25 protein-coding genes and 1 pseudogene are annotated in these 24,093 nt (G+C 71.6%); 6 read left to right on the top strand and 20 right to left on the bottom strand.

Annotated features, from left to right (window positions below):
• The first annotated feature begins 3 nt into the window (after nt 1-3).
• Both ABZO29_RS21055 and ABZO29_RS21060 read left to right on the top strand, forming a co-directional pair.
• Entirely contained in the window at nt 4-852 is an 849-nt protein-coding gene (locus ABZO29_RS21055) for a diacylglycerol kinase (RefSeq protein WP_367321745.1), read from the top strand.
• Nucleotides 853-868: 16 nt separating this feature from the next.
• Nucleotides 869-1,111 carry a hypothetical protein gene (locus ABZO29_RS21060; RefSeq protein WP_367321746.1) on the top strand — a complete coding sequence of 81 codons (243 nt, stop codon included), beginning with the start codon at nt 869-871 and terminating at the stop codon, nt 1,109-1,111.
• Between the two features lie 69 nt (nt 1,112-1,180).
• Here ABZO29_RS21060 and ABZO29_RS21065 read toward each other — a convergent pair whose 3' ends face one another.
• Nucleotides 1,181-1,678, bottom strand: a complete 498-nt coding sequence (locus ABZO29_RS21065) for a GbsR/MarR family transcriptional regulator (RefSeq protein ID WP_367321747.1) — start codon at nt 1,676-1,678, stop codon at nt 1,181-1,183.
• Nucleotides 1,679-1,751: 73 nt separating this feature from the next.
• Between ABZO29_RS21065 and ABZO29_RS21070 the strand changes: the two genes are divergently transcribed.
• Together ABZO29_RS21070 and ABZO29_RS21075 are read left to right on the top strand one after the other, a co-directional pair.
• Nucleotides 1,752-2,648 carry an ATP-binding cassette domain-containing protein gene (locus ABZO29_RS21070; RefSeq protein WP_367321748.1) on the top strand — a complete coding sequence of 299 codons (897 nt, stop codon included), beginning with the start codon at nt 1,752-1,754 and terminating at the stop codon, nt 2,646-2,648.
• Nucleotides 2,645-4,246 carry an ABC transporter permease gene (locus ABZO29_RS21075; protein ID WP_367321749.1) on the top strand — a complete coding sequence of 534 codons (1,602 nt, stop codon included), beginning with the start codon at nt 2,645-2,647 and terminating at the stop codon, nt 4,244-4,246. The genes ABZO29_RS21070 and ABZO29_RS21075 overlap by 4 nt, the downstream gene beginning before the upstream one ends.
• Before the next feature lie 9 nt (nt 4,247-4,255).
• On the opposite strand, the gene ABZO29_RS21080 is transcribed toward ABZO29_RS21075, so the two are convergent.
• From ABZO29_RS21080 to ABZO29_RS21160, 17 genes are all read right to left on the bottom strand, one after another.
• Complete coding sequence (locus ABZO29_RS21080; protein WP_367321750.1) at nt 4,256-4,852, bottom strand: Uma2 family endonuclease; 597 nt, start codon at nt 4,850-4,852, stop codon at nt 4,256-4,258.
• Between the two features lie 87 nt (nt 4,853-4,939).
• On the bottom strand, nt 4,940-6,160 hold the full coding sequence (locus ABZO29_RS21085; RefSeq protein WP_367321751.1) for a cytochrome P450: 1,221 nt from the start codon (nt 6,158-6,160) through the stop codon (nt 4,940-4,942).
• A 43-nt stretch (nt 6,161-6,203) separates the two neighbouring features.
• The gene (locus ABZO29_RS21090; protein WP_367321752.1) at nt 6,204-6,878 is read right to left on the bottom strand and encodes a response regulator; all 675 of its coding nucleotides are present in this window, start codon (nt 6,876-6,878) and stop codon (nt 6,204-6,206) included.
• Nucleotides 6,875-8,227, bottom strand: coding sequence for a histidine kinase (locus ABZO29_RS21095; RefSeq protein ID WP_367321753.1), 1,353 nt, complete (start codon nt 8,225-8,227; stop codon nt 6,875-6,877). Before ABZO29_RS21095 ends, ABZO29_RS21090 begins: the two co-directional genes overlap by 4 nt.
• A gap of 87 nt (nt 8,228-8,314) precedes the next feature.
• Nucleotides 8,315-8,446 carry a hypothetical protein gene (locus tag ABZO29_RS21100; RefSeq protein WP_367321754.1) on the bottom strand — a complete coding sequence of 44 codons (132 nt, stop codon included), beginning with the start codon at nt 8,444-8,446 and terminating at the stop codon, nt 8,315-8,317.
• Between the two features lie 213 nt (nt 8,447-8,659).
• Nucleotides 8,660-9,547 (bottom strand): alpha/beta hydrolase, encoded by an 888-nt coding sequence (locus ABZO29_RS21105; RefSeq protein ID WP_367321755.1) that lies wholly within the window; start codon nt 9,545-9,547, stop codon nt 8,660-8,662.
• Between the two features lie 403 nt (nt 9,548-9,950).
• Nucleotides 9,951-11,147, bottom strand: a complete 1,197-nt coding sequence (gene kynU / locus ABZO29_RS21110) for a kynureninase (protein ID WP_367321756.1) — start codon at nt 11,145-11,147, stop codon at nt 9,951-9,953.
• The gene (locus ABZO29_RS21115; RefSeq protein ID WP_367321757.1) at nt 11,140-11,970 is read right to left on the bottom strand and encodes a tryptophan 2,3-dioxygenase family protein; all 831 of its coding nucleotides are present in this window, start codon (nt 11,968-11,970) and stop codon (nt 11,140-11,142) included. Before ABZO29_RS21115 ends, kynU begins: the two co-directional genes overlap by 8 nt.
• Before the next feature lie 156 nt (nt 11,971-12,126).
• Nucleotides 12,127-12,540 carry a DUF3151 domain-containing protein gene (locus ABZO29_RS21120; protein ID WP_367321758.1) on the bottom strand — a complete coding sequence of 138 codons (414 nt, stop codon included), beginning with the start codon at nt 12,538-12,540 and terminating at the stop codon, nt 12,127-12,129.
• 630 nt (nt 12,541-13,170) lie between these two features.
• Nucleotides 13,171-14,637: an MFS transporter gene (locus ABZO29_RS21125; RefSeq protein WP_367321759.1), complete on the bottom strand. Its 1,467-nt coding sequence runs from the start codon at nt 14,635-14,637 to the stop codon at nt 13,171-13,173.
• Nucleotides 14,638-14,705: 68 nt separating this feature from the next.
• A complete protein-coding gene (gene fbaA / locus ABZO29_RS21130; RefSeq protein WP_367321760.1) occupies nt 14,706-15,737 on the bottom strand; it encodes a class II fructose-bisphosphate aldolase in 1,032 nt (343 codons plus the stop codon).
• A 151-nt stretch (nt 15,738-15,888) separates the two neighbouring features.
• Nucleotides 15,889-16,437: an orotate phosphoribosyltransferase gene (gene pyrE / locus ABZO29_RS21135; protein ID WP_367321761.1), complete on the bottom strand. Its 549-nt coding sequence runs from the start codon at nt 16,435-16,437 to the stop codon at nt 15,889-15,891.
• 23 nt (nt 16,438-16,460) lie between these two features.
• On the bottom strand, nt 16,461-17,258 hold the full coding sequence (locus ABZO29_RS21140; RefSeq protein ID WP_367321762.1) for an aldose 1-epimerase: 798 nt from the start codon (nt 17,256-17,258) through the stop codon (nt 16,461-16,463).
• Nucleotides 17,259-17,329: 71 nt separating this feature from the next.
• The gene (locus ABZO29_RS21145) at nt 17,330-18,151 is read right to left on the bottom strand and encodes an SRPBCC domain-containing protein (protein WP_367321763.1); all 822 of its coding nucleotides are present in this window, start codon (nt 18,149-18,151) and stop codon (nt 17,330-17,332) included.
• Nucleotides 18,152-18,256: 105 nt separating this feature from the next.
• On the bottom strand, nt 18,257-19,894 hold the full coding sequence (locus ABZO29_RS21150; RefSeq protein ID WP_367321764.1) for a polyamine aminopropyltransferase: 1,638 nt from the start codon (nt 19,892-19,894) through the stop codon (nt 18,257-18,259).
• A 64-nt stretch (nt 19,895-19,958) separates the two neighbouring features.
• Nucleotides 19,959-20,513 carry a DUF2617 family protein gene (locus tag ABZO29_RS21155; RefSeq protein WP_367321765.1) on the bottom strand — a complete coding sequence of 185 codons (555 nt, stop codon included), beginning with the start codon at nt 20,511-20,513 and terminating at the stop codon, nt 19,959-19,961.
• Between the two features lie 383 nt (nt 20,514-20,896).
• Entirely contained in the window at nt 20,897-21,175 is a 279-nt protein-coding gene (locus ABZO29_RS21160; protein WP_367321766.1) for a hypothetical protein, read from the bottom strand.
• Nucleotides 21,176-21,304: 129 nt separating this feature from the next.
• Here ABZO29_RS21160 and ABZO29_RS21165 point away from each other — a divergent pair, with 129 nt between their 5' ends.
• The gene (locus ABZO29_RS21165; RefSeq protein ID WP_367321767.1) at nt 21,305-22,498 is read left to right on the top strand and encodes a pyridoxal phosphate-dependent aminotransferase; all 1,194 of its coding nucleotides are present in this window, start codon (nt 21,305-21,307) and stop codon (nt 22,496-22,498) included.
• Between the two features lie 134 nt (nt 22,499-22,632).
• Here ABZO29_RS21165 and ABZO29_RS21170 read toward each other — a convergent pair whose 3' ends face one another.
• A complete protein-coding gene (locus tag ABZO29_RS21170) occupies nt 22,633-22,983 on the bottom strand; it encodes a hypothetical protein (RefSeq protein ID WP_367321768.1) in 351 nt (116 codons plus the stop codon).
• Complete coding sequence (locus ABZO29_RS21175; RefSeq protein ID WP_355858936.1) at nt 22,980-23,465, bottom strand: prevent-host-death family protein; 486 nt, start codon at nt 23,463-23,465, stop codon at nt 22,980-22,982. The genes ABZO29_RS21170 and ABZO29_RS21175 overlap by 4 nt, the downstream gene beginning before the upstream one ends.
• A 196-nt stretch (nt 23,466-23,661) precedes the next feature.
• Here ABZO29_RS21175 and ABZO29_RS21180 point away from each other — a divergent pair.
• A pseudogene (locus ABZO29_RS21180) lies at nt 23,662-24,090 on the top strand (aminotransferase class I/II-fold pyridoxal phosphate-dependent enzyme); the annotation flags it as partial.
• Between the last annotated feature and the right edge of the window lie 3 nt (nt 24,091-24,093).

Genomic DNA, 24,093 nt, shown 5'->3' on the forward strand with positions numbered 1-24,093 from the left:
GAGGTGGCGACTTTCACGGCTTCCGATCAGCTGTTGGTGATCATCGATCCGGTCGCCCGGCAGACGGACGGAGAGTCCGTACGAATCGTGAAAGACGTGCTCAGCGCGGGTGCGACCACGAAGGTCTGTCTGCCGGACGGCCCCGAGGAATTCGCCCGCGCACTGGCGCGACGAGGGTCTCGGCGGCCCGTGGTCGTCGGCGACGACCGGGCGCTGATACGTGCGGTGTCCCTGCTGCACCGGCAGCGGGAGCTGGCCGGATGCATGCTGTCGGCGGTGCCGGTGGGGGGTGCGCTGTCCCTGGCCGCGGCCCTGGGGCTGCCGACGGGGCCGGTGGCGGCCGCGCGGGCGGTGCTGGACGGGGTCGAACGGCGGCTGGATCTGCTGGTGGACGACAGCGACGGGGTGGTGCTGGGGGCGCTGCGGATACCTCCGGTGGGCGTGGCGGAGGCGGCGACGGCGGACTCCGGTACGGGGCGCCCTTGGCTGCGGACCTGTCAGTCCCTCGTACGGACCCTGGTGCCGTCGCGGCCTCCTCGGGTGCCCTCGGTTCCGGGGGCCGGGCCCTCGCGGCTGCGGGTGGAGGTCGACGGGGTGACGCTGGTGGATCTCGACCAGCCGGTGGAGGGGGTGTCGGTGACGCCGGGCGACTCGGGCGTGGCCGAGGTGGAGGTGCGACCGGCGTCGGTGGGAGCGGAGGCGTCGCCGTTGCTGGCTGCCGGGAAGACGGTGACTGTGGCCGGGGCGGACTTCAGGTACCGGGCGGACGCGGCGGTGGCGGGCCCGGTGCGCAGGCGGACGTGGACGGTGTGGGAGGGGGCGTGGGGTCTGACGGTGCCGGTGTCTTCCTGAGCGGTGTGGGTGAGCGGTGCTTGCAGGTGCCGCGCTGCTGCGGGCGCCGGCGGCCGGAGGTCCAGGGGCGCAGCCCCTGGTGGCGCCCGCACCCGTGCCGGGTGCGCTACGTCAGAGGGACCAGTGCCGGCCTCGGGCTCTTCTTCGCCGGTACCGGTTCAAGACCTTCACCGCACCGATCGTCGGCGGTGCAGCGATGCTCGCGGTGGCCGGCATCGGCTACGCGCAGTACCTCAAGCGGCGCGTGCCGGAGCGGTAGGCGCTGCTGGGGCCGACGGTGCTGGAGGAAACCAAGGAGCGGTAGCCGTCCGGGAGTCGGTGGACGCGGTCAGCCGGGACCGAAGGTCTTCTCCCGGTGGATCCGCCAACGCTCCATCATGGCCGCGATCTCGCCGTCGACGAACTCGAAGAAGGCGAGCGTCTCGGCCATGCGGCGTCCCGCGGGGGTCCGGGCGCCGAGACTGGTGACGCCCTCGCGCAGGGCGGCCTCCCAGCGCTTGAGGACGGCCTCGCGGTTGGTGAGGGCCTCGTACCACTGGTTGCTGTGCACCCGGTAGCGCTCGCGCCGCGAACCGGGCTCGCGCTCCCGGGACACCATGTGCTGCTGGGCCAGGTAGCGCACCCCGCCGGAGACGGCGGCGGGGCTGATCTGCAGCTGTTCGCCCAGCTCGGCGGAGGTCATCGCGCCCTCGTCGGAGGAGAGGAGCGCGGCGAAGATCCGGGCGGGCATCCGCTGCATCCCGGCCTCGACGAGCTGCGCCGCGAAGGACTCGACGAACCTCGACACGGCCTCCGTGTCGCGTCCGTCACGAGCTGCTTCCGTCATGCGCTCATCCTAACGACGATTCATGCACTTCCTTAACTTCACAAATTTCTGAAAGAAGCGTACGTTCTGAGGCATGACGAAGGCCATCACCGTCTCCGGACTGCACAAGTCCTTCGGTCGCACGCACGCGCTCGACGGCCTCGACCTCGAAGTCGAGTCCGGCGAGGTCCACGGGTTCCTCGGCCCGAACGGCGCCGGCAAGTCCACCACCATCCGCGTCCTGCTCGGCCTGCTGCGAGCGGATTCGGGCGCGGCGCGGGTGCTGGGCCGCGACCCGTGGGCGGACGCGGTGGAGGTGCATCGGCGCATCGCGTACGTGCCCGGGGACGTGACCCTGTGGCGGAATCTGTCGGGCGGCGAGGTCATCGACCTGTACGGCAGGCTCCGCGGCGGACTCGACAAGGCGCGCCGCGCCGAGCTGATCGAACGGTTCGAGCTGGACCCGACGAAGAAGGGCCGGACGTACTCCAAGGGCAACCGGCAGAAGGTCGCCCTCGTCGCCGCCTTCGCCTCGGACGTCGACCTGCTGATCCTCGACGAGCCGACGTCGGGGCTGGACCCGTTGATGGAGGAGGTCTTCCAGAAGTGTGTCGAGGAGGAGCGCAGCCGGGGCCGGACGATCCTGCTGTCCTCGCACATCCTGAGTGAGGTCGAGGAACTCTGCGACCGGGTCAGCATCATCCGTAAGGGCCGTACGGTCGAGAGCGGCTCCCTCACAGACCTGCGGCATCTGACACGCACGAGCGTCACGGCCGAACTGGCCGGTCCGCCCAACGGGCTTGGGCACCTGCCGGGCGTCCACGACCTCGACGTACAGGGCCGTCGCGTGCGGCTCCAGGTCGACACCGACAAACTCGACGCCGTACTGCGGTCGCTGAGCGAGTCGGGCGTGCGGTCGCTGACGTCGACGCCGCCGACGCTGGAGGAGCTCTTCCTGCGGCACTACCAGGACGAGGTGGCGGCCCGGTGACCGCAGCATTCGCCGTACGGGGCGCGGGGACCCGCCAACTGGCCGGCACCGGAACCCTGTTGCGCTTCGCCCTGCGACGCGACCGGGCGATGATCCCGATCTGGGTCGGCGTGAACGCCCTGATGGTCCTGTCCATGCCGAACACGCTCAAGGGCCTGTACGGCACCCCGGCCGAACGGGCCGACCTGCTGCGGCAGATGGAGACCAACGCCTCGTTCCGGGCCCTGATCGGCCCGGTCTTCGGCGACTCGCTCGGCGCGCTCACGGCCTGGCGGGTCGGCGTGTACGCGGGTGCGCTCGCGGCCGTGATGAGTCTGCTGATCGTCGTACGGCACACCCGGGACGAGGAGGAGAGCGGCCGCCAGGAACTGCTGGCGTCCGGGATGGTGGGCCGCAGGGCCTCGCTGACGGCTGCGCTGCTCGCGGCGGTGGTCGCGAATGCCGTACTGTCCCTGCTGGTCACGGCCGGTCTCGCCGGACAGGGGGCGCCGGGCGCGTTGGCCTTCGGGCTCGGAATCGCGGGCGTGGGCCTGGTCTTCGCCACGATGGCGGCGATCCTCGCGCAGCTGACGGAGAGCGCGCGCCTGGCCCGCGGGCTGACGGCGGCGGTCCTCGGAGCCGCCTTCGTGCTGCGGGCTGCGGGCGACTCGGCGACGGACGACGGCTCGTCGGTGCTGACGTGGCTGTCGCCGATCGGCTGGCTGGAGAACCTGCGGGCGTTCGCGGACGAGCGATGGTGGGTGCTGCTGCTGTTCGTCGCGGCGGCGGTGGTCCAGGGCGCGGTGGCGTACGAGCTCGCCGGGCGCCGGGACGTCGGGATGAGTTTCCTGCCGACGCGGCCCGGACCGGCGGTCGGCCGCCTGGGCACGGCGGGCGCGCTGGCCCGGCGGCTGCAGCGCGGCAGCGTGCTCGGCTGGAGCGTCGGCTTCTTCCTCGCGGGTGTCGTCTACGGCGGGATGACGGAGGGTGCGGCCGATCTGGTCGGCGACAACGAACGGGCCCGGGAGATCTTCGAGCGGATGGGCGGGCAAAGCGGTCTGACGGACGCGTTCCTCGCCTCGATGGTGGCGATGCTGGGGCTGGTCGCGGCCCTGTACGTGGTGGCGTCCGTCCTGCGGCTGCACGGTGAGGAGACCTCGGGGCGGGCGGAACCGGTGCTGGCGAACGCCGTGGGGCGGCTGCGGTGGGCCGCCGGCCATCTGGTGATCGCCTTCGGCGGGGCCGCTCTGATCATGCTGCTGGCCGGTCTGGGCCTCGCCGCCGGCTACGGCAAGGAGGCCGGGCCGATCCTGGGGGCGTCCTTGGTGCAGCTGCCGGCGGTGTGGGTCGTCGGCGGGGTGGCGGTGCTGCTGTACGGAGTGTGGCCGCGGGCGGCGGTGGCGGCGTGGGGTGTGGCCGGGGCGGTGCTGCTGATCGGGTGGGTGGGGCCGGCCTTGGATGCGCCGCAGGTGGTGCTGGATCTGTCGCCGTTCGGCCATCTGCCGAAATTGCCGGGCGCGGAGATGGCGTGGGGGCCGGTGGTGCTCCTCACGTTGCTGGCGTCGGCGCTTGTGGGGGCGGGGCTGGTGGGGTTGCGGCGGCGGGACCTGACCAACTGAGGGGGCTCGTCAGTCGACGTACTGCTTGAGCTCGTCGGTGTCGAGGGAAATGCCGACGGGATCGGGGAGGGCGATCTCGGCGCCCAGCTTCTCGGTGTGGATGTTGCGGTAGCCGACCTCCGGATCCGGGTCGCTGTGCACCAGGATCGAGAGGTTTTCGCGGTCGATCAACAAGTAGACGGGGATACCCGCCTCGGCGTATGCCCGCGGTTTCTCCACGCGGTCGCGGTTGTGGGTGTCGGAGTCGTACGAGGTGATCTCGACGGCCATCAGGACGCCGTCGGGGTCAACCCAGTCGCCCTGGCGGTTGAAGTAACCCACTGGTGCAAGCACAGCGTCGGGCCGCGCACGACCCTTGCGATACGCCTCCACCTCCAACCCTTGGTTCGCGGTGTAGAGGGTGAGTTCGGGCCGGGCTTGCTTGCACTGAAAGACCAACCACATCGCGATCTCGCCGTGGCTGCCGTTCGTCACCTTTTTGACCCCGATCCGTCCGCCGATGAACTCGAAGCTGACGGTCTCGTCCTCACGGGCGGCGAATTCGGCGATCCGCTCGAACACATCCACGGACAACTGGGACGACTCGCGCTCTGCCATAACCGTCATGGTGCCTCCCTTCGCAGGCAGGCACCAGCTTGACGAGCCGCCAGCGGCCATGGATCGGAATCGCTCGCCGATCAGCCGAACGGGTGATCACCCCACCTCCACGCTCAGCCCCTCCAACCCCCGGATCACAAAGTTCGGCTTCCGCTTCGGCTCCGCCGCCAGGCTCAGTGCCGGGGCCTTCTCCAGCAGTGCGGTCATGGAGGCCGCCAGCTCGATGCGGGCCAGCGGGGCGCCGATGCAGTAGTGGATGCCCGCGCTGAAGGAGATGTGCGGGTTGTCCTTGCGGCTGAGGTCCAGGTTCTCGGGGTTTGTGAACACCGCCGGGTCGTGGTTGGCGGAGCCGAAGAGCATCGCGATCTCCGCGCCCCTCGGGATCACCGTGCCGTCGATCTCGACCTCGTCCAGAACCCAGCGTTCGAAGAGCTGGAGCGGGGTGTCGTAGCGCATCAGCTCCTCGATGGCGGAAGGGATCAGGGAGTGGTCCTCGCGCAGGGACGCCAGCTGGGCCGGGTTGCGGAACAGGGCCCACCAGCCGTTGACCGTGGCGTTCACGGTGGCCTCGTGGCCGGCGTTCAGGAGCAGGACCGCCGTCGAGATCATCTCCTGCTCGGTGAGGCGGTCGCCCTCGTCGTGCGCCGCGATCAGGCCGGAGATGAGATCCTCGCCGGGCTCCTTGCGGCGGGCCGCGATCAGCTCGCGCAGGTAGTCGGAGAACTCGACCGACGCCCGGACCGCCTTCGCCGCCGTCTCCTCCGACGGGTTCAGCTCGTACATCCCGCAGATGTCCGACGACCAGGGGCGCAGTTGGCCCCGGTCGGACTCCGGGATGCCCAGCATCTCCGCGATCACCGCGACCGGCAGCGGCTCCGCGACGTCCGTCAGCAGATCACCGCCGCCCGCCTCCACCAGACGGGACACCAGCTCGCCGGCCAGCCCGTGCACATACGGCTTGAGCTGCTCCACGGTCCGCGGTGTGAACGCCTTCGACACCAGACGCCGGATGCGCGTGTGGTCCGGCGGCTCCAGGTCGAGCATCCCGTGGTCGTTCAGCACGTGGAACGGCTCGTGCTCCGGCGGCGGCGCCGTGCGCCCGAAGTCCTCGTGCGTGAACCGGTGCTGGTACGTCCGCCCCAGACGGCGGTCGCGCAGCAGCGCCGAGACGTCCGCGTGGTGCGGGACCAGCCACTGGTCGGTCGGCTCGTAGTAGATCACGCGGCCCCGGCCACGCAGCTCGGCGTAGGCGGGGTACGGGTCCGCGACGAACGCCGGGTCCCAGGGGTCGAACGCGAGGTCGGAAACAGGTGCCATGACCGGACGCTAGCCCGGCAGCCCCCTCGCTGACCAGGGGGTCTCAGCCCGGCGTGACCAGGCGTGCCTCGTACGCGAACACCGCCGCCTGGGTCCGGTCCCGTAGGCCCAGCTTCACCAGGATCCGGCTGACGTGGGTCTTGATCGTGGACTCGGCCACCACCAGGTGCTCGGCTATCTCCCCGTTCGACAGGCCCTGGGCGATGAGGACGAGTACCTCCGTCTCCCGCTCGGTGAGGTCGCCGTACGCCGCGTGGGCGGTGGGGCTCAGGCGCGGGGCCTCGGACAGCTTCGAGAACTCGGTGATCAGCCGTCTGGTGACGGAGGGGGCGAGGAGGGCCTCGCCGGACGCCACCACCCGCACGCCCTCGGCGAGTTGGCGGGCCGAGGCGTCCTTCAGGAGGAAGCCGGAGGCTCCGGCGCGCAGCGCCTGGTACACGTACTCGTCGAGGTCGAAGGTGGTGAGCACCAGCACCTTCGCCGTACTGTCCGCGGCGACGATCTCCCGGGTCGCCTCGATGCCGTTCAGCTCGGGCATACGGATGTCCATCAGCACGACGTCCGGGGAGAGTTCGCGGACCCGGTCCACCGCCTCGCGTCCGTTGACCGCCTCGCCGACGACCTCGATGTCCGGCATCGCGTTCAGCAGGACCGAGAAGCCCTCGCGCACCATCATCTGGTCGTCCGCGATCAGTACGCGGATCGTGCCCCGCGTCATGCGTCACCTTCGCTCGCCTGGGGCACGGGCAGGAACACGGTCACCTCGTAGCCGCCGTCCTGCGCCGGTCCCGCCGTCATCTCGCCGTTCAGCATCGAGACACGCTCCCGCATTCCTGTGATGCCGTGGCCGGCGCCCGGCGAGGGCTTCACCAGGGACGGCTCGGGCGGCGGGGCGTTGACTATGCGCAGGCCCAGACCGCCGAGGACGTACCCGATCTCGACGCGGGCGTTCGCCCCCGGCGCGTGCCGCAGGGTGTTGCTCAGCGCCTCCTGGACGATGCGGTACGCCGACAGCTCCACGCCCTGCGGCAGTTCGCGCACCGCTCCGGTGACCGCCTTCTCGACGCTCAGGCCCGCGTCCCGCACATTGGCGAGCAGCCCGTCGATGTCGGCGAGGGTGGGCTGCGGGGCGTCCGGGGCCTCGTAGTCCTCGGCGCGGACCACGCCGAGGACGCGGCGCAGTTCGGTGAGCGCGGCCACCGCGTTCTCCCGGATCGTGGCGAACGCGCGCTCCAGCTCCTCCGGCGGGTTCTCCACCCGGTAGGGGGCGGCCTCCGCCTGGATGGCCACGACCGACATGTGGTGGGCCACCACGTCGTGCAGTTCGCGGGCGATCGTGGTGCGCTCCTCGAGCAGCGTGCGCCGCGAACGTTCGTGCGCGGTCACCGACTGCTGGGCGGTCACCTCCTGCGCGGCCTCCCGGCGGATGTGCCAGACGGTGACGGCGAGGAGGGCGAAAGCGGAGACGAAGAGCATCTGGGCGGTGTTGGTGGAGAAGTGGCCGCCACCGAAGAAGGACTCGGAGACGAAGGCGTAGGCCGCGGTCACCAGCCACATCCAGGCGGCCGTGCGCGGCCGGGTCCGTATCGCCACGACCGTCAGCACCACCAGGTGGGAGACGAAACTGCCGGGCAGCCACGGCCAGTTGGACCAGGTGGAGCCCAGGACGGCGACGGCCATGGTCGACAGGAAGGACAGCCAGAAGGCTCCGACCGGCCGGATCAGCGTGAGCAGGACCGGGGCCAGGGCCAGGAGACCGCACAGCATCGCAGGTGTGCTGTTCCCGCCGCTCCCCCACGCGACGAGCATGGCCAGCACGCCGACCGCGGTCACCACGATGTGCGGGCCCCACGCCGCGTACTCCCGCATACGGCCGCGCAGTCGACGGGCGATCGGCCCGTCCACGCGCCTGCGGGGCAGCGGGCGGTAGGCGAAGGCCTCGTGGAACAGGTCCTGCCGCAGCCCGCGCAGGGCGTCCGCGGCCAGCCGGAACTCCGGACTGCGCGGCTTGTACGGCTCGAATGCGCCGTCCGGCGGCGTCGGCTGCGTCTGGGTCGTCTCGGTCACGTTCGAAACGGTAGGCGGAGGAGGGGGCCGCCGTCGTCACCAGTGAGGCGGGTCCTTCGGGATCCGTCTCAGGTACTACGGGTTTGCTCAGTATCCCGACGGCCGTACCAGGCCCGACTCGTACGCGAACACCGCCGCCTGTGTGCGGCACGCGCCGCCCCCCGCGGCCAGCGACTGGTCCGCGGCCGCGCGGTGGGCGTCGCCGTGGGCCGCGGCCAAACGGGACGCCTGCGCGGCGTTGGCGCGGTCGGCGGCGTACGCGGCTCCCAGCGTGGCCGCCGTCGGCGGGGCCAGGGCGGCGGGGGCCGGGGCGGGAATGCGCGGCCGGGCCGCGGCGGAGAGAGGGACGGATCCGGCGGTGTCGTCCGCGTCGTGCCAGGGAGCTCACCTGCGAAGCAGCTCCCAGGCATTACGGGTATGACAGTGCCGGTCTCACCACGCCAACTGCGCGATCTCCTCCACGACCACCGCGCACGCGTCCGCCGCCGGGTCGATCAGCGGGAAGTGGCCGACGTCCTCGAGGAGCGTCAGGCCCACGACCTCGCCCGACTTCGCCGCGGCCTCCGCGTACGACTCGGCGACCGCCTGCGGGACGACAAGGTCCGTACGGCCCTGCACCAGCGTGGTGGCGATGCCGGTCGGCAGGAGGAGCGCCGGGTCGGCGTACGGCCGGCGCTCGGCGAACTTCTCCGCGCCGCCCAGGAGTTGGTGCGAGGCGCCGGCGCAGACGTCCAGTTTCTCGGCGACCGCGAAGTCGGCGATCGGGGCGAGGGCGACCACGCCGCGCAGCGGGGCCGGGCCGGTGGTGCGCCAGGGGGCGTCGGCGGGCAGTACATGGCGGGCCGCCGCCCACAGGGCCAGATGGCCGCCGGCGGAGTGGCCGGTGAGCACCGTGCGGCGCGGGTCGGCCTTCGGGAGGGCCTCCCGCACGAGCGCGGGGAGCGCGTCCAGCGCGGTCGCGACGTCGTCGAAGGTGTCCGGCCAGCGGCCTGCGACGGGGCCGAGACCGGGGCCCCCGGGCTCCGCCGACCCTCGTCGGTACTCGACGTTGGCCACGGCGAAGCCCTGCCGGGCCAGGAAGTCCGCGAGCGGCGTGATGTGCAGGCGGTCGTACGGCGCACGCCATGCGCCACCGTGCAGGACGACGATCAGGGGGGCGGTGCCGCCGCCCGGGCCGGTCTCGCCACGGGGGGCGTAGAAGTCGATCACCTGGTCGGGGTGCTCGCCGTAGGCGGCGGTGGCGTCGGGGTCGACCGGCGGGTGGGAGAAGGCCGACTCCTCCTCGGCGGCGGCCCGGGCTGCTGCGGCGTCGTCCGGCATGCTCCAACCTCTCAGCGACGAAACGTAATTGGACGGGGCGGGGGTGGCTGACCAGGTGAGGGCTCGGCCGTTGGCCGGGACGCTATCAGGCCGGTGACGTGGGCGGACATGGGGATGTCACGCTCGGTGAGGTGTAACGGTTCTGCGGGTTTGTTGAGTACGTCCGTTTCGTCGTGACCGTGCGCTGGTGCTGCGGCCGGGTGGGTGCGCAACCCGGCGCTGCGGCTGGCGCCGGGCAGTCGCGCAACCCGGCGCTGACGGGGTGCCGCCCGCGCCCACCCTCCCACGCCCTTAAGGCAGTGGGGGAGGCACGACTGCCCGCGGCTCGGCGGAACTGACTTGCCCGCGGACCAGCGGTGCGGCTGCAGGACGGGCAAGCACCCCGCCCCGCCCTCGCCCGGCGCTAGCCGGCCACCACCTCCCCCAGCACCCTCGCCGCGCGTTCCACGTCGCCGAAGCCCACGTACAGCGGGGTGAAGCCGAAGCGCAGTACGTCGGGGTGGCGGAAGTCGCCGACCACGCCTCGGTCGATCAGGCGTTTCATCACGTCGCCTGCGTCCTCGCAGCGCAGGGCCACCTGGCTCCCGCGCCGATGGTGCGGCGCCGGGGTCAGGGACTCCACCCGGCCCGGTGGGACGTACTGCGTCACGCACTCCAGGAAGAAGTCCGTCAGCGCGAGGGACTTGGCGCGTACGGCCTCGATCGACACGTCGTTCCAGACCTCCAGGGCCGCCTCGAGGGCGAGCATGGAGAGGATGTCCGGCGTGCCGACGCGGCCACGCAGTGCGCCGGACGCCGGTTCGTAGGCGGGGCGCATACCGAAGGGCTCGGCGTGGGAGTTCCAGCCGGGGAGCGGGGAGTCGAAGCGTTCCTGCAGGTCACGGCGTACGTACAGGTACGCCGGGGATCCCGGGCCGCCGTTCAGGTACTTGTAGGTGCAGCCGACCGCCAGGTCGACGCCGTGCTCGTCGAGCCCGACCGGCAGCGCGCCCGCGCTGTGGCACAGGTCCCACACCGCGACCGCGCCCGCCGCGTGCACGGCGGCGGTGAGGGACGGCAGGTCGTGCAGCCGGCCCGTGCGGTAGTCGACATGGTTGAGGAGGACGGCCGCGGTGCGGTCGCCCAGCGCCTCCGGGACCTCGCCGGGTGCCACCGGCCGCAGCGTACGGCCGGTCATCCGGGCCGCCGACTCGGCGATGTACCCGTCCGTGGGGAAGGTCGTCGCGTCGACCAGGATCTCGTCCCGGCCAGAACCGGTCGACTCCGCCATCCGTACGGCCGCCACAAGTGCCTTGAAAACGTTGACACTTGTCGAGTCGCCCACCACGATCTGGCCCGGCGCCGCCCCGACCAGCGGGGCGATCCGGTCACCGATCCGCTCGGGCGCGGTCCACCAGCCGCTCTCGTCCCAGGAGCGGATGCGCAGCTCACCCCACTGGCGGCCGACGACGTCCGCCACGCGTCCCGGGACGTTCGCGGGCAGCGCGCCAAGCGAGTTTCCGTCGAGGTAGACCACCTCGTCGAGCACGAACTGCTTGCGCAGCCCGGCCAGTTCGTCGGCCGCGTCGAGCTCCCCTGCCCTGACCGTGAGCTCAGACATGGGACCTCGCCGTCCACAGCTCGGGGAACACGTTCTTCTGCGCGCGCTTCTCCAGCCAGGCCACCCCGGCCGAACCGCCCGTCCCGGCCTTCGCGCCCATCGCGCGCCGGGTGGCGACGAGATGGTCGTTGCGCCAGCGCCACACCAGCTCGGCGACATCGGTCAACGCCTCACCGAGCCGGGCGAGTTCGTCACCGGGATCCCCCGAGTAGACGGCCGTCCAGGCGGCCTCGACCTCCGCAGAGGGCTCGTAGCGCAGTGCCGCGTCACGCCCCAGCACCTCGTCCGGGATCGCGTGCCCGCGCCTCGCCAGCAGCCGCAGCACCTCGTCGTACAGGCTCGGCTCGTGCAGCGCCTTCTCCAGCTCCGCGTGGACGCGGGGCGCGCCGCGGTGCGGGACCAGCATGGACGCGGACTTCTCGCCGAGCAGGAACTCCATGCGGCGGTACATCGCCGACTGGAAGCCGGAACCCTCGCCGAGCGCGGAGCGGTACGCGTTGAACTGGGCCGGAGTGAGCCGGCCGAGCGGCTTCCAGGAGGCGTTCAGCGCCTCCAGCTCCCTGACGGACCGCTTCAGCGCGTCGACCGCGACCGGCACCCGGTCCTCGCGGAGGGCCCTGGCGGCGGTCTCCCACTCGTGGACGATGACGGTGAACCACAGCTCCATGACCTGGGTCGTGACCAGGAAGACCATCTCTCCGGGATCGTCGGAGAGGGTGTGCTGGAGATGGGTGAGCACGTCCGCCTTGACGTAGTCCTCGTACGGCGTCGTGCCTTGGAAGTCGAGATGCGGGGTCTCGGGCTCGTGAGCCTCGTGGGACATCGCTGTCTCCTGTTGTACTCCGGGTAGCGGTCCGCCCCTGCCGATGCCGACACGGGGGCCCCGGTCCCCGCTGGAAATCCTCTTCGATGGTCCTCCGAAAAGGCAAGGCCCGCCTGATCACACCAGGCGGGCCCGTACGACGGCGGCGGACAGGCCCTAGCCCAGGGTCTGGGCCGCCGTCGGGGAGGAGTCCTTCAGGAACTGGGTGCAGCGCTCGTACTCCTCCTGCTCGCCGATCGCCTGCGCGGCGCGGGCGAGGGCGTGCAGGGCGCGCAGGAAGCCGCGGTTCGGCTCGTGCTCCCAGGGGATGGGGCCGTGGCCCTTCCATCCGTTGCGGCGCAGGGCGTCCAGACCGCGGTGGTAGCAGGTACGGGCATAGGCGTACGACTCCACGACGCTGCCCCGCTCGAACGCGTCGTCGGCCAGCTGCGCCCAGGCCAGCGAGGACGTCGGGTACTTGCCGGCGACGTCGGCCGGCGCCGTGCCGTTCGCGAGGAGCTCGCGGGGGGCCGGGTCGTCGGGGAGGTGGGTCGGGGGCGGGCCCCCGAGGAGGTTTTCGTGAATCGTCATAAGGCCAAGTCTGCGCCATGTCCTCCGGGGGTGCGGGGGCGCGTTGGGCGCGTGGTCGTCCGTGTACAGGTGGCCCAGGGTTGGTGCCGGCCAGGGCGGCTCACGCAACCCGGCACCGACGCGGTACCGCCCGCACCCACAAGTGCCTGCGGCCTGCAAGCACCCCAGGTACCCCGCGTTGCGGCAGACGCAGGGCGGCTCACGCAACCCGGCACCGACGCGGTACCGCCCGCACCCACAAGTGCCTGCGGCCTGCAAGCACCCCAGGTACCCCGCGTTGCGGCAGACGCAGGGCGGCTCACGCAACCCGGCACCGACGCGGTACCGCCCGCACCCACAAGTGCCTGCGGCCTGCAAGCACCCCAGGTACCCCGCGTTGCGGCAGACGCAGGGCGGCTCACGCAACCCGGCACCAACGGGGTACCGCCCGCACCCACAAGTGCCTGCGGCCTGCAAGCACCGATGACCAGGCGCCCGGCGTTGCGGCAGACGCGGCCGCGCAACCCCGCGCCGACGGGGTGCCTCCCGTGCCCACCCTCGGCTTCGCTCGAGCGGGGGACCCTCATCGCCCCAGGCGGCACGCATGCCCGCGGCTGGGTGGGCCGACTGCCCGCGGGCCGACGGACCCCCCTACGAAATCCTCCCCCGCACCCGCTCCCCCTCCAGCGGCGGCGCCAATACGCTCCCGTGGGTTCTGCACTCCGGGCGTCGGCAGTCCGGCCCCGGGCGCCGTACCGTCGCGAACGCCACCCCCGCGCCCGTCACCAGCACGCCCGCACACCACACCATCGCCTGCCCGAACGCGTCGTCGAACGCCGCCGGCGAGCGATACGCCTCCGCCCCCATCCCGGTCACCAGCGGCAACGCCGCCACCGCCACCAGCCCCGCCGCCCGGGCCGCCGCGTTGTTGATCCCGCTGGCCAGTCCGGCCCGGGCGACGTCGACGGACGCGAGGACGGTCGCCGTCAGGGGCGCGACCAGCGTGACCATGCCGAGGCCCAGCACCAGCACGGCCGGCAGGACGTCCGCCGCGTACGAGGCGTCGGGCCCCACGCGGAGCATCAGCAGCATCCCGGCCGCGCACAGCAGGGGGCCCACGGTGAGCGGAATCCGGGGTCCGATCCGGTCCGCCAGCTCGCCGGAGCGGGCGGAGAGGAGCAGCATCAGGGCGGTCGTCGGCAGCAGTGCCGTACCCGCGCCGAGCGCGGAGTATCCGGCGACGACCTGCAACTGGAGCGCGGAGAGGAAGAAGAAGCCGCCGAAGGCCGCGTACACGCACAGCGTGACGAGGTTGACCGCGGTGAACTGGCGTGACGCGAAGATGCCGAGGGGCAGCATCGGATCGGGGCTTCGGCGCTCGACGTACACGAAGGCCACCCCGGCCGCCACGCCCATGACCGCGGTGAGGACGACAACCGGCGAACCGCTCCGGGCCTCGATCAGCGCGTACGTGACCAGGGCGAGGGCGAGCGCGCCGAGGGCCGCGCCGAGGACGTCGAAGCGGCCGTGGGTGCGGCTGTCGGAGGACTCGGGGACGTGCCGCAGCGCGACCGGCACGCAGATCAGCGCCAGCGGGACGTTGAGGAGGAAGACCCAGCGCCAGCCCGGGCCGTCCACCAGCCAGCCGCCCAGGAACGGGCCGACGGCCGCGCCGATGCCGCCGAACCCGGACCACAGGCCCACGGCCCTCCCCCGGTCGTCGGGGTGGAAGGAGGCCTGGATGAGGGCGAGGGAGCCCGGGGTGAGGAGGGCGCCGCCGATGCCCTGCAGGGCCCGGGCCGCGATCAGGACACCCGCGTTCGGGGCGAGCCCGCACAGCAGGGAGGCCGCGGCGAACCACACCACCCCGAGGACGAAGATCTTGCGGCGGCCGTAGTGGTCGCCCAGGGAGCCGCCGAGGAGGATCAGACCGGCCAGCGTGAGCATGTACGCGTTGACCGTCCACTGCAGGGCGGCGAGGTTCGCATCGAGGTCGCGGCCGATGCGGGGGAGGGCGACGTTGACGACGGTCGAGTCCAGCATCGCCATGCTGGAGCCGAGCACGGTGGTCAGCAGGAGCCACTTGCCTTGCGGCGAGGCCAGCCGGACGTCGGGCATGACCACAGGTATACAGCGAGCCCGGTGCCGAGGCGCCGGGCTCGCTGGAAACCGCCGTGAACCGCCGGTTACTTGATCTTCGTGCCCGTGGACCGCAGGTTGGCGCAGGCCTCGAGGACACGCGCGGCCATGCTCGCCTCGGCCAGCTTGCCCCAGGTGCGCGGGTCGTAGGTCTTCTTGGAGCCGACCTCGCCGTCGACCTTCAGGACGCCGTCGTAGTTCTTGAACATGTGGTCGGCGACCGGGCGGGTGAAGGCGTACTGGGTGTCCGTGTCGATGTTCATCTTCACGACGCCGTTCTCCAGCGCGGTCGCGATCTCCTGCTCGGTGGAGCCGGAGCCGCCGTGGAAGACGAAGTCGAAGGGACCGGGAGACGCGGCCTTGCCGAACTTGGCGGCCACGCCCTCGTTGAGCTCCTTCAGCAGCTCGGGGCGGAGGACGACGTTGCCCGGCTTGTAGACACCGTGGACGTTGCCGAAGGACGCGGCGAGCAGGTAGCGGCCCTTCTCACCGAGGCCGAGCGCCTCGGCCGTGCGGATCGCGTCGTCGACCGTCGTGTACAGGGAGTCGTTGATCTCGTGGGAGACGCCGTCCTCCTCGCCACCGGTCGGGGTGATCTCCACCTCGAGGATGATCTTCGCGGCGGCGGCGCGGGCCAGCAGCTCCTGCGCGATCGCGAGGTTGTCGGCCAGGGTCTCCGCGGAACCGTCCCACATGTGCGACTGGAACAGCGGGTTCTCGCCGCGGGCGACGCGCTCCTCGGAGACGGCCAGCAGCGGACGTACGTACCCGTCGAGCTTGTCCTTCGGGCAGTGGTCCGTGTGCAGGGCGACCGTGATGTCGTACTTCTTGGCGACGATGTGCGCGAACTCGGCCAGGGCCACCGCACCCGTGACCATGTCCTTGCTGTGCTGGCCGCCCAGGAACTCGGCACCACCGGTCGAGATCTGGATGATGCCGTCGCTCTCGGCCTCGGCGAAGCCACGCAGAGCCGCGTGCAGGGTCTGGGACGAGGTGACGTTGATGGCCGGGTAGGCGAACTTGCCTGCCTTCGCCCGGTCGAGCATCTCGTTGTAGACCTCGGGGGTTGCGATGGGCATCTGTCCGCTCCTTGTATGTGCGGGTTGGCGTTCTACGTCTTACGGCCCTGACCTAGACCTTGGGGTTGACGTCGTCGTCGGCCCCATCTTTCCAGACTTGGCCGGATGATCCCGCCCCCGTGTCCACCCTGTGGATAACTCGATCAGGTGGTCAGTCCAGACCCAGGTCGTCCTTCGAGTACGCGAAGAGGTACGGCACGCCCGCCTGCTCCGCGATCGCCTCGGCCGCGCCCGTCGCACGGTCCACGATCGTGGCCACGGCGACGACCTCCGCCCCGGCCTCACGCAGCGCCTCGACGGCGGTCAGCACCGAGCCGCCGGTGGTGGAGGTGTCCTCGACGGCCAGGACGCGGCGGCCCTTCACCTCCGCGCCCTCGATACGGCGCTGCAGCCCGTGCGCCTTGCCGGCCTTGCGCACCACGAACGCGTCCAGCGTGCTGCCGCGGGCGGCGGAGGCGTGCAGCATCGCGGTCGCCACCGGGTCGGCGCCCAGGGTCAGCCCGCCGACCGCCTCGTAGTCCAGCTCGGCGGTCAGGTCGAGCATGACCTGACCGACCAGCGGGGCGGCCTCGCCGTCCAGCGTGATCCGGCGGAGGTCGATGTAGTAGTCGGCTTCCTTGCCCGACGACAGGGTCACCTTGCCGTGCACCACGGCCTTGTCCTTGATCTGCTGCAGCAGCGCGCCGCGTACGTCCGTCATGCCTGTCAGCTTAAAGGGCCTCTTCAGAGGCGACGCCAGGTCCAGGTGGTGGTGGCCTCGAGCGGCTCGAGCGGTGTGACCAGCCGGGGCAGCGAGTTGAGCCCGTCGGGCGGACCGGTCTGCGGCTCCACGCAGACGGCGGCGTCCTGTTCGTCGTACACGACGACCCACTCCTCGGGGCTGGTCACCTTCAGCTCCAGTTGCCCCGGCCAGGTGAGGGTCACGTCGATGCCGCCGGGCATCCCGAAGCAGTCGTCCCAGGGGCCGGGCTCGGGGTCGATGCGGTTGCCGGTGGGGAGGTGGTCGTCGCCGCGCTCCTCCTGCCAGGCGGGCGCGAAGTCGAGTCGGACGTCCTGGGCGCCCTCTCCCCCGAGGTTCCGGTTGAACCACGGGTGCCAGCCGATCTGGGCCGGGAAGGAGGAGTCGTACGTCTCCACGGACATCGCCAGCGTGAGGGAGTCCGGCGTGAGGGTGACCTGCTGGGTGACCCGGCCGGAGTAGGGCCAGGGGTCGACCAGGTCGTACGTGATGACCGCCTCGTCGGCGGTGGCGCGGGCGGTGCGCCAGGCGCCGTCGCGGACGGTGCCGTGGATGGCGTGCGGTGGGGTGTTGAGCGGCATCTGGTGCACCGTCGCGCCGTCCCGGAAGCGTCCGTCCCGGATCCGTCCGCACCAGGGGACCATCGGGAAGCACCCGAACCGCTCCCCCTGCCGGAGCAGCTCGACCCCTCCGACACGGAGCCCACCGATCCGACCGCCGTTCCCCGCCTGCACGGTCACTTCCGCTTCACCCGCGGCCAGCGTGATGTCTTCGTTACTCACGGCTCGACCCTACTGGGCCGACGGTTCCCGAGGACTCCGCCCCTGGATCCCCATGCCGGTCAACGGCGCGATCAACGGCGCCTTCGCAACGCCCGCCCCACCACCACCGCCGACGCCACCGCCAGCGCGGCGACCGGTACCGCCCAGCGCAGCGCGGTGCTCGGCGCAACGGTCTGCGGCGCCGGGACGGGTGCGTAACGGCCCCGCGGCGGAGCATGGTCAACTTCCTCCGCGCTGCGCCCGATCATCGTCCGCCGCGCGTGCGCCGCCTCGGCGGGCGGTTCGGCGGACTCGGCGAAGTCCTCCGAGGCCGGCGGATGCACGGAAGGAGGCACCGGTGCGTCGTCGGCGTCCGGCGCCGCCCCGAACTCGGCGCTCGCCGAGGGTTCGAAGTCCTCCGTGCCGAGGGACTCTGGTGTCTCGGGCGGGCCCGGGAGCTCCGGGGACTCGGGCGCCTCGGCCTCGACCGCCTCGGCACCCGCGCCGAGATTCTCCGCGAACCGGGTCAGCAGCCGCTGCACGGCCGAGCCGAGCGCCTCCTGCGGAAACTCCGTGGCGCGCCCGTCCACGGAGGCGGACCCGTCGAACGTGAGGACGGAACCGCCCTCCGCGTCCCGAACGCGCAGCGTGAGCGCGAGTTTGACCGAGCCGGTGCCGCGGGCTTCGGTCGCGTCGCCCTCCACGGCGTACGTGCCGTCGTCCCGCGCGGAGATCCGCACAGAGCCGCGGTAGGTGATGGAGTGGCTGCCGACGCGCACCTTCAGCCGCCCGGCGACGGGTTCGGTACCTGCGTCCTGCTGGAGCCCGGGGACGGCCCGGGCAACCTGCGCGGGGTCGGCGAGCGCCGCCCTCAGCTGCTCGGCCGGAACCGGAACGAAGACCTCATGCTCCATGCTTCGGAGCCTACCTAGTCGGGGGGTGGCTGCACCCTCGTTGGTTCAAAGTGACCGCGCGTTGGTGTGGCCGTCACCGGGGCCGAAGAGTGCGCCCCGAAATCCTCAGTACCGCGGATGCACCAACGTGGAAGCCACCAGCCCCCGGATCCGCAGCCGTGCCGCCGCCCTGGCATCCGCCGTCAGTGCGGCCTGGGTCAGAGTCCGTGGGGGCGGGGCGTCGTGGTCCAGGCGGAGGGGTGGGCGGGTGCCGGGGGCGGCCAGGACGAAGCCCCAGTCGTGGGGGGCGGGGGACGTGCCGGCGGAGCGGTCCGGGCCGCCGGCGAAACCCGCGTCGCCGCCCGCCACGCGGTAGGGGGCGGTCCGCAGGCCCGCGGCCCGTATCGTCGCCTCGACCGTCCAGTAGACGCGCGGGCGTGTGGCGAGGGGGCCCGCGTGGACCACCAGACGGCCACCGGCGGCCAGTGCGCGCCGGGCGAGGCCGTAGAACTCCTGGGAGTACAGCTTGGTGCTCGCGGTGATGCCGGGGTCGGGCAGGTCCGCGATCACGACGTCGTACGTCGCCGGCGGCAGCTCCCGCAGGCTGCGGAACGCGTCCGCCGTGGTGACGTGGACGCGTCCGTCGTCGTAGACGTGCCCGTTCAGCCGGGAGAGCGCCGGATCGGTGCGGGCCAACCGCGCCACGCCCGCGTCGAGTTCGACGATGTCGACGCGGTGCACGCCGGGGTGCGTCAGCACCTCCCGTGCGGCCAGTCCGTCGCCGCCGCCGAGGACGAGCACGCGCGCGTGGGGGCCGTTCATCGCGGGGTGGACCAGTGCCTCGTGGTAGCGGCGTTCGTCGTGGCCGCCGAAGCGCAGCCGGCCGTCGAGGTAGAGGTTGAGGGGGTGGCCGGGTGTGCCGCCGGTGAGGACCACGTCCTGCACTTCGGTCTGTTCGGCCACGCGTACGTCCTCGCCGTACACCGCGTGGCGGGCGGCCCGTTCGAAGTCGTCGACGAGGGCGGCCGCGGAGGCGAGGACGCCGAGAACGGTCAGGTTGGCGATCACGAGCAGCCAGCGGGCACGGCGGGTGAGGTCCCGCCGGAACAGGCCCAGGACAAGGGCCCCGCCGGCGATCACATTGACCGTGCCCGTGAGCAGCGAACTCGTCAGCTGGCCCAGCAGTGGCAGGAGCAGGAACGGGAAGGCCAGGCCCCCCACCAGCGCGCCCACGTAGTCCGCCGCGAACAGGTCGGCCACCGCGCCGCCCGCGTCCTGGCGGCGGATGCGCTGGATCAGCTCCATGAGCAACGGGACTTCCGCGCCGATCAGGAGACCGATGGCCAGGGAGAAGGCGACCAGGAGGCAGCGCGGGCCGTTCGCCCACAGGCCGCCCCAGTCGCCGGTCCAGGCGAAGACCGCGTACAGCGCGAGCGCGCTGCAGCCGCCGACGAGCGCGAGTGTCGCCTCGATCGCGCCGAAGGCGGCCGCCGCGAGGAGGCACAGTCGTTTCGCGGCGAGCGAGCCGATGCCCATCGCGAAGACCATGACCGAGAGGACCACGGAGGCCTGGGTGACCGAGTCGCCCATCAAGTATGAGGCGAGGGCGACGAGTTCGAGTTCGTACACCAGTCCGCAGGCCGCGCAGACGAAGACGCCCGCGAGGACCAGGAACCGTCCCGTTCCCGGCCGGACGGGGAGCCGCGCGGGTCCGCGCCAGGGCGGCGGGGCGCATGGCGGGGCCGGTGCGTGCGGTTCGATCACGAGGCGACGTTACGTCACCGGTACGGAGCTCTTCGTCACCCACACGTGTGGAACTGGCGTGCTCTCAAACGCCAGTTGGACTGAGCTCACCCGAACCTGCGTTCACCGTGACCGGCACTCTTACGCCCACTCTCGTCCGGGTCGCCACCAACTGCCCGTCCTGCGGGTACGCGTGCCATGTCCGCCAGTGCACATGCCCGTCGTGCCGCTGGGCCAGCATCGCCGTGAAGGCGTGCGGGCTGCCGGGGAAGACTCCGGCGAGGCCGTTGGGGTGGTCGGAGACGAGGGCGAGCAACTCCTGGGCGCGGCCCGCGAAGGAGCCGGGCGAGAGGACCTCGACCCGTGCCGCGAACTCGTACTCCCAGTCGCCCACCCGCTTGGCGACGCCCAGCGGCAGGGGTGTGCTGCTGCCCGAAATACACGCCACCGTCTCCGAACAAGTGCCCTGCTTGTCTTCCAGCAGTACTTGGTGAGACGCCCCCAGCAGTCTCAACTGAAGTCGGGCACCGGCCAGTTCGAGATCGAGAGTGGCCAGTGCGGGCAGCGGCTCACGCCCAAGGGCCCAGGCGAGGTCGGCCGCGCGCGTGTCGGTGTAGGAGGTGTTCAGGGTTGTGAGCATGCATTGGCTCCGCTAGCGCACAAGGAAAGAGGATGTGGGTCCGGCGCACACCCCGGTCGACACCGGGAGATTCGGCCCGGTCAGCCCAGTCGGGTAGGGGGGTGGTCCGCAGGACGCCCGAGGGCTGCTTGGTGATTTAGAGGGAATCATGAACTGTGGCGGCGCCACAGTGTTTTTACCCAAGTTCGTGGGGTTTCCATCCCTCAGAGGGCTCCACAGCTCAACTGTTCAACTACGGCGTGCGCCGGGGCGCTTCGGGCCTATTCATCGGGCCTATGCGCCCGCGGGGTCCGTGCCAGGCACGGACCCCGCGGTGCGGATGCGGTTTCCCCTCGGAGCTCGGGTCGGACCGCCCGGTGAGAGACGCCCCCTCAGGGCCTGCCCTAGCTGCTTCCACCGCATCCGCCGCCGCCCCCGCACGACGACCCGCCGCCCCCGCAGGAGGAGCCGCCGCCGCAGGAGTGGCCGCTCGAGCCGCAGGACGAGCCGCTGTCTCCCCCGCCGGCCCACCAGCTGCTGCCGCTGTCGCTGCTCCCGCGGTGGCCGCCGACCCGCCCGGACCGGCCCCGGTACCGCTTGGCGTACCGGTCCTTGCGCGCGGCGGACACCAGTGCTCCCACGAAGAGGACCGCGACGACCGCCAGGATGATGCCGATGACCATGGCGTCACCCTCCTTCCGATTCCCCCGAAGCGGCCCCCCGTGGGCGCTCCGCTCGTTGCGTGACCGGGGGATGCCCGGCCGCCCCACGGGCCAAAGCAGAGTTGAGGAACTCCAGAGCTTCGGCGCAGGATGGCCGGCATGACCTCCAGCGCACGCCCCTTCCTGAACCGCCGCCTCGCCGAGTTCGGGACGACGATCTTCGCCGAGATGTCCGCCCTGGCGGTGCGGACCGGGTCCATCAACCTGGGCCAGGGCTTCCCCGACACGGACGGCCCCGAGGAGGTCCGGGAGGCTGCCGTGCGCGCCCTGCGCGACGGGCGCGGCAACCAGTACCCGCCGGGCCCGGGCGTCCCCGAGCTGCGCACAGCGGTCGCCGGGCACCAGCAGCGCCTCTACGGGCTGACGTACGACCCGGACACGGAGGTCCTGGTCACGGCGGGGGCGACGGAGGCGATCGCGGCCTCGCTGCTGGCGCTGGTGGAGCCCGGTGACGAGGTCGTCGCCCTCGAGCCGTACTACGACTCGTACGCGGCCTGCATCGCGATGGCGGGCGGCAGGCGGGTGCCGGTCACCCTGCGGCCGCACGAGGGAAGTTTCCGGCTGGACCTGGACGAGCTGCGCGACGCCGTCACCGACCGCACCCGGCTGCTGCTGATCAACACCCCGCACAACCCGACCGGGACCGTCCTCACCCGTGCGGAGCTGACCGCGGTCGCCGAGCTGGCCGTCGAGCGGGACCTGCTGGTCGTCACGGACGAGGTGTACGAGCACCTGGTCTTCGACGGCGTGGAGCACGTGCCGCTCGCCACCCTCCCCGGCATGCGGGAGCGGACGGTCACGATCGGCTCGGCCGGCAAGACGTTCTCGTTCACCGGCTGGAAGGTGGGGTGGGTTACCGGCGCCCCCGATCTCGTCGCCGCTGCCCGCTCGGCCAAGCAGTACCTGACGTACGTCGCCTCCGGGCCCTTCCAGTACGCCGTGGCCGAGGCCCTGCGCCTGCCCGACTCATACTTCGCCGACTTCCGCGCGGACATGCTGGCCAAACGGAACCTGCTCGCGGGCGGCCTGGAACAGGCAGGCTTCAAGGTCTTCCGCCCGGCCGGCACGTACTTCATCACCACCGACATCCGCCCCCTCGGCGAAAGCGACGGCTTTGCCTTCTGCCGCGCCCTGCCCGAACGGGCCGGTGTCGTCGCCATCCCCAACGCGGTCTTCTACGACCACCGGGAGGCGGGCGCGCCCTTCGTCAGATTCGCCTTCTGCAAACGCACCGAGGTGCTGACGGACGCGGCGGAACGGCTCCGCAAGGCATTCGCGCACTGATCGCTCCCCGTGAGGCCGGCCGTCCTTAGCACGCCGCCCTCAGATTCCAGTCGGCCCGCCGCCAGTACGGCAAGACCCCATCGCAGCCCGCGCCCCGGTTCGCTCCGCCCTCTGCAGGGGCGAAGCGCCGCATACTATTCGGTGTCCTTCGGGTGCCGCGGGGAGGCGTACACCAGGATCACGGACGAGGTATCCGGGCTGACCAGGTAGCGAACCCGACCGCCGCTGGTGATCTCGTACTCCCACTGCTCCAGCTCGGAGCCCTTCCATTCCCTGGTGGCGTGCCTGCCTCGTAGCTGGTGCTGACGGTTCCAGTTGGCGCGCGACAGCGGGTCTGTGCGGAGGGCTTCCAGGCAGCGATGCGCGTTCGGCAACGCCACCCGGCACAGCTCCTCCCAACCGGTCGCGGCCTCCGTCGTCCCGTGGATGACGTTCCAGCCGCTCAGCGGAGGGACGCTGACCCGATCGCCTTTCTTCGGGCTCACTCGTGCACCTCGACCGGGCCGAGGTCGACGCCACCAAGCGGACGGAGCGCTTCCCTCAGCTGGTCAGGGTCGGCGTTGATGCGGGCGGTGGCCCGCCACGAGACGATCGCTCGGTGCACGGCTTCCCTGGCGCCCAGCTCAGCGGCGTCGGACAGCGCCTCCAGAAGCTCGACAGTGAATTCCCGAACCTCCTCAGCGTCCAGGTGGCGCACCCACGGGAACACCTCGGGCAGCGCGAGCAAAAGCGACTTGGCGCCGTCGTCCTGCTTCAACAGCGCAAGGAACAGCCGGGACGCCGTGGTCAGGTTCTCCTCGGCGCGCTCTGCGTATATGGCCGTGGTCAACACCATGTCGGGCGCGTCTCGGTGCGTGACTCGCAGGCATCCCAGGGCAGCAGCCCTGGCCGCGACGGCCTTCGGGTTCCGCGACAGATCGGTGAACGAGACAGACTCCGATTCGAATGCCAAGGGTGCGATGCTCATACTCAGACTGTACTCTGATTGTGCTCTGATTTCTATCGCGCGAAGCGGGTAGCAGCTGGAGGTCCACTCCTGCGGCAGGACCCACCGCCCGCCGAAGCCGCCGCTCCTGCTGCCGCGCCGGCAACGAGTTCACCGGGGGTCGACCTGGGCCGACGCGGAGCCAGGAGACAAATAGGTGCATGAACACGGGGTCGCCTGGGTGACGGCGCCCCCCGAGCTGGTCGCGGCGGTGCGCTCGGCGAAGCAGTTCCTGACGTACGTCGCGTCGGGGCCGTTCCAGTACGCGGTCGCCGAGGCCCTCGCCCTGCCGGAGAGCTACTTCTCCGCCTTCCGCGCGGACATGCTGGCCAAACGGGACCTGCTGGCCGCGGGGCTCGCGGAGGCGGGCTTCGAGGTGTTCAGGACCGCGGGCACCTACTTCATCACCACCGACATCCGCCCCCTCGGCGAGAACGACGGCTTCGCCTTCTGCCGCGCCCTGCCGGAACGTGCGGGGGTCGTGGCCATCCCGAACGCCGTCTTCTACGACCACCGGGAGGCGGGCGCGCCCTTCGTCCGGTTCGCGTTCTGCAAGCGCTCGGAGGTGCTGGAGGAGGCGGTGAAGCGGCTGAAGTCGCTCGCGTAGACC

It is taken from the genome of Streptomyces sp. HUAS ZL42, from assembly GCF_040782645.1.
Taxonomy (GTDB): Bacteria; Actinomycetota; Actinomycetes; order Streptomycetales; family Streptomycetaceae; genus Streptomyces.

Bases quoted from the DNA above. Each gene is read 5' to 3' on its own strand.
- ABZO29_RS21065 (WP_367321747.1), bottom strand. From the start codon at position 1,678: ATGACGGAAGCAGCTCGTGACGGACGCGACACGGAGGCCGTGTCGAGG.
- ABZO29_RS21070 (WP_367321748.1), top strand. From the start codon at position 1,752: ATGACGAAGGCCATCACCGTCTCCGGACTGCACAAGTCCTTCGGTCGC.
- ABZO29_RS21080 (WP_367321750.1), bottom strand. From the start codon at position 4,852: ATGACGGTTATGGCAGAGCGCGAGTCGTCCCAGTTGTCCGTGGATGTG.
- ABZO29_RS21085 (WP_367321751.1), bottom strand. From the start codon at position 6,160: ATGGCACCTGTTTCCGACCTCGCGTTCGACCCCTGGGACCCGGCGTTC.
- ABZO29_RS21090 (WP_367321752.1), bottom strand. From the start codon at position 6,878: ATGACGCGGGGCACGATCCGCGTACTGATCGCGGACGACCAGATGATG.
- ABZO29_RS21105 (WP_367321755.1), bottom strand. From the start codon at position 9,547: ATGCCGGACGACGCCGCAGCAGCCCGGGCCGCCGCCGAGGAGGAGTCG.
- kynU (WP_367321756.1), bottom strand. From the start codon at position 11,147: ATGTCTGAGCTCACGGTCAGGGCAGGGGAGCTCGACGCGGCCGACGAA.
- ABZO29_RS21115 (WP_367321757.1), bottom strand. From the start codon at position 11,970: ATGTCCCACGAGGCTCACGAGCCCGAGACCCCGCATCTCGACTTCCAA.
- ABZO29_RS21120 (WP_367321758.1), bottom strand. From the start codon at position 12,540: ATGACGATTCACGAAAACCTCCTCGGGGGCCCGCCCCCGACCCACCTC.
- ABZO29_RS21125 (WP_367321759.1), bottom strand. From the start codon at position 14,637: ATGCCCGACGTCCGGCTGGCCTCGCCGCAAGGCAAGTGGCTCCTGCTG.
- fbaA (WP_367321760.1), bottom strand. From the start codon at position 15,737: ATGCCCATCGCAACCCCCGAGGTCTACAACGAGATGCTCGACCGGGCG.
- pyrE (WP_367321761.1), bottom strand. From the start codon at position 16,437: ATGACGGACGTACGCGGCGCGCTGCTGCAGCAGATCAAGGACAAGGCC.
- ABZO29_RS21145 (WP_367321763.1), bottom strand. From the start codon at position 18,151: ATGGAGCATGAGGTCTTCGTTCCGGTTCCGGCCGAGCAGCTGAGGGCG.
- ABZO29_RS21155 (WP_367321765.1), bottom strand. From the start codon at position 20,513: ATGCTCACAACCCTGAACACCTCCTACACCGACACGCGCGCGGCCGAC.
- ABZO29_RS21160 (WP_367321766.1), bottom strand. From the start codon at position 21,175: ATGGTCATCGGCATCATCCTGGCGGTCGTCGCGGTCCTCTTCGTGGGA.
- ABZO29_RS21165 (WP_367321767.1), top strand. From the start codon at position 21,305: ATGGCCGGCATGACCTCCAGCGCACGCCCCTTCCTGAACCGCCGCCTC.
- ABZO29_RS21175 (WP_355858936.1), bottom strand. From the start codon at position 23,465: ATGAGCATCGCACCCTTGGCATTCGAATCGGAGTCTGTCTCGTTCACC.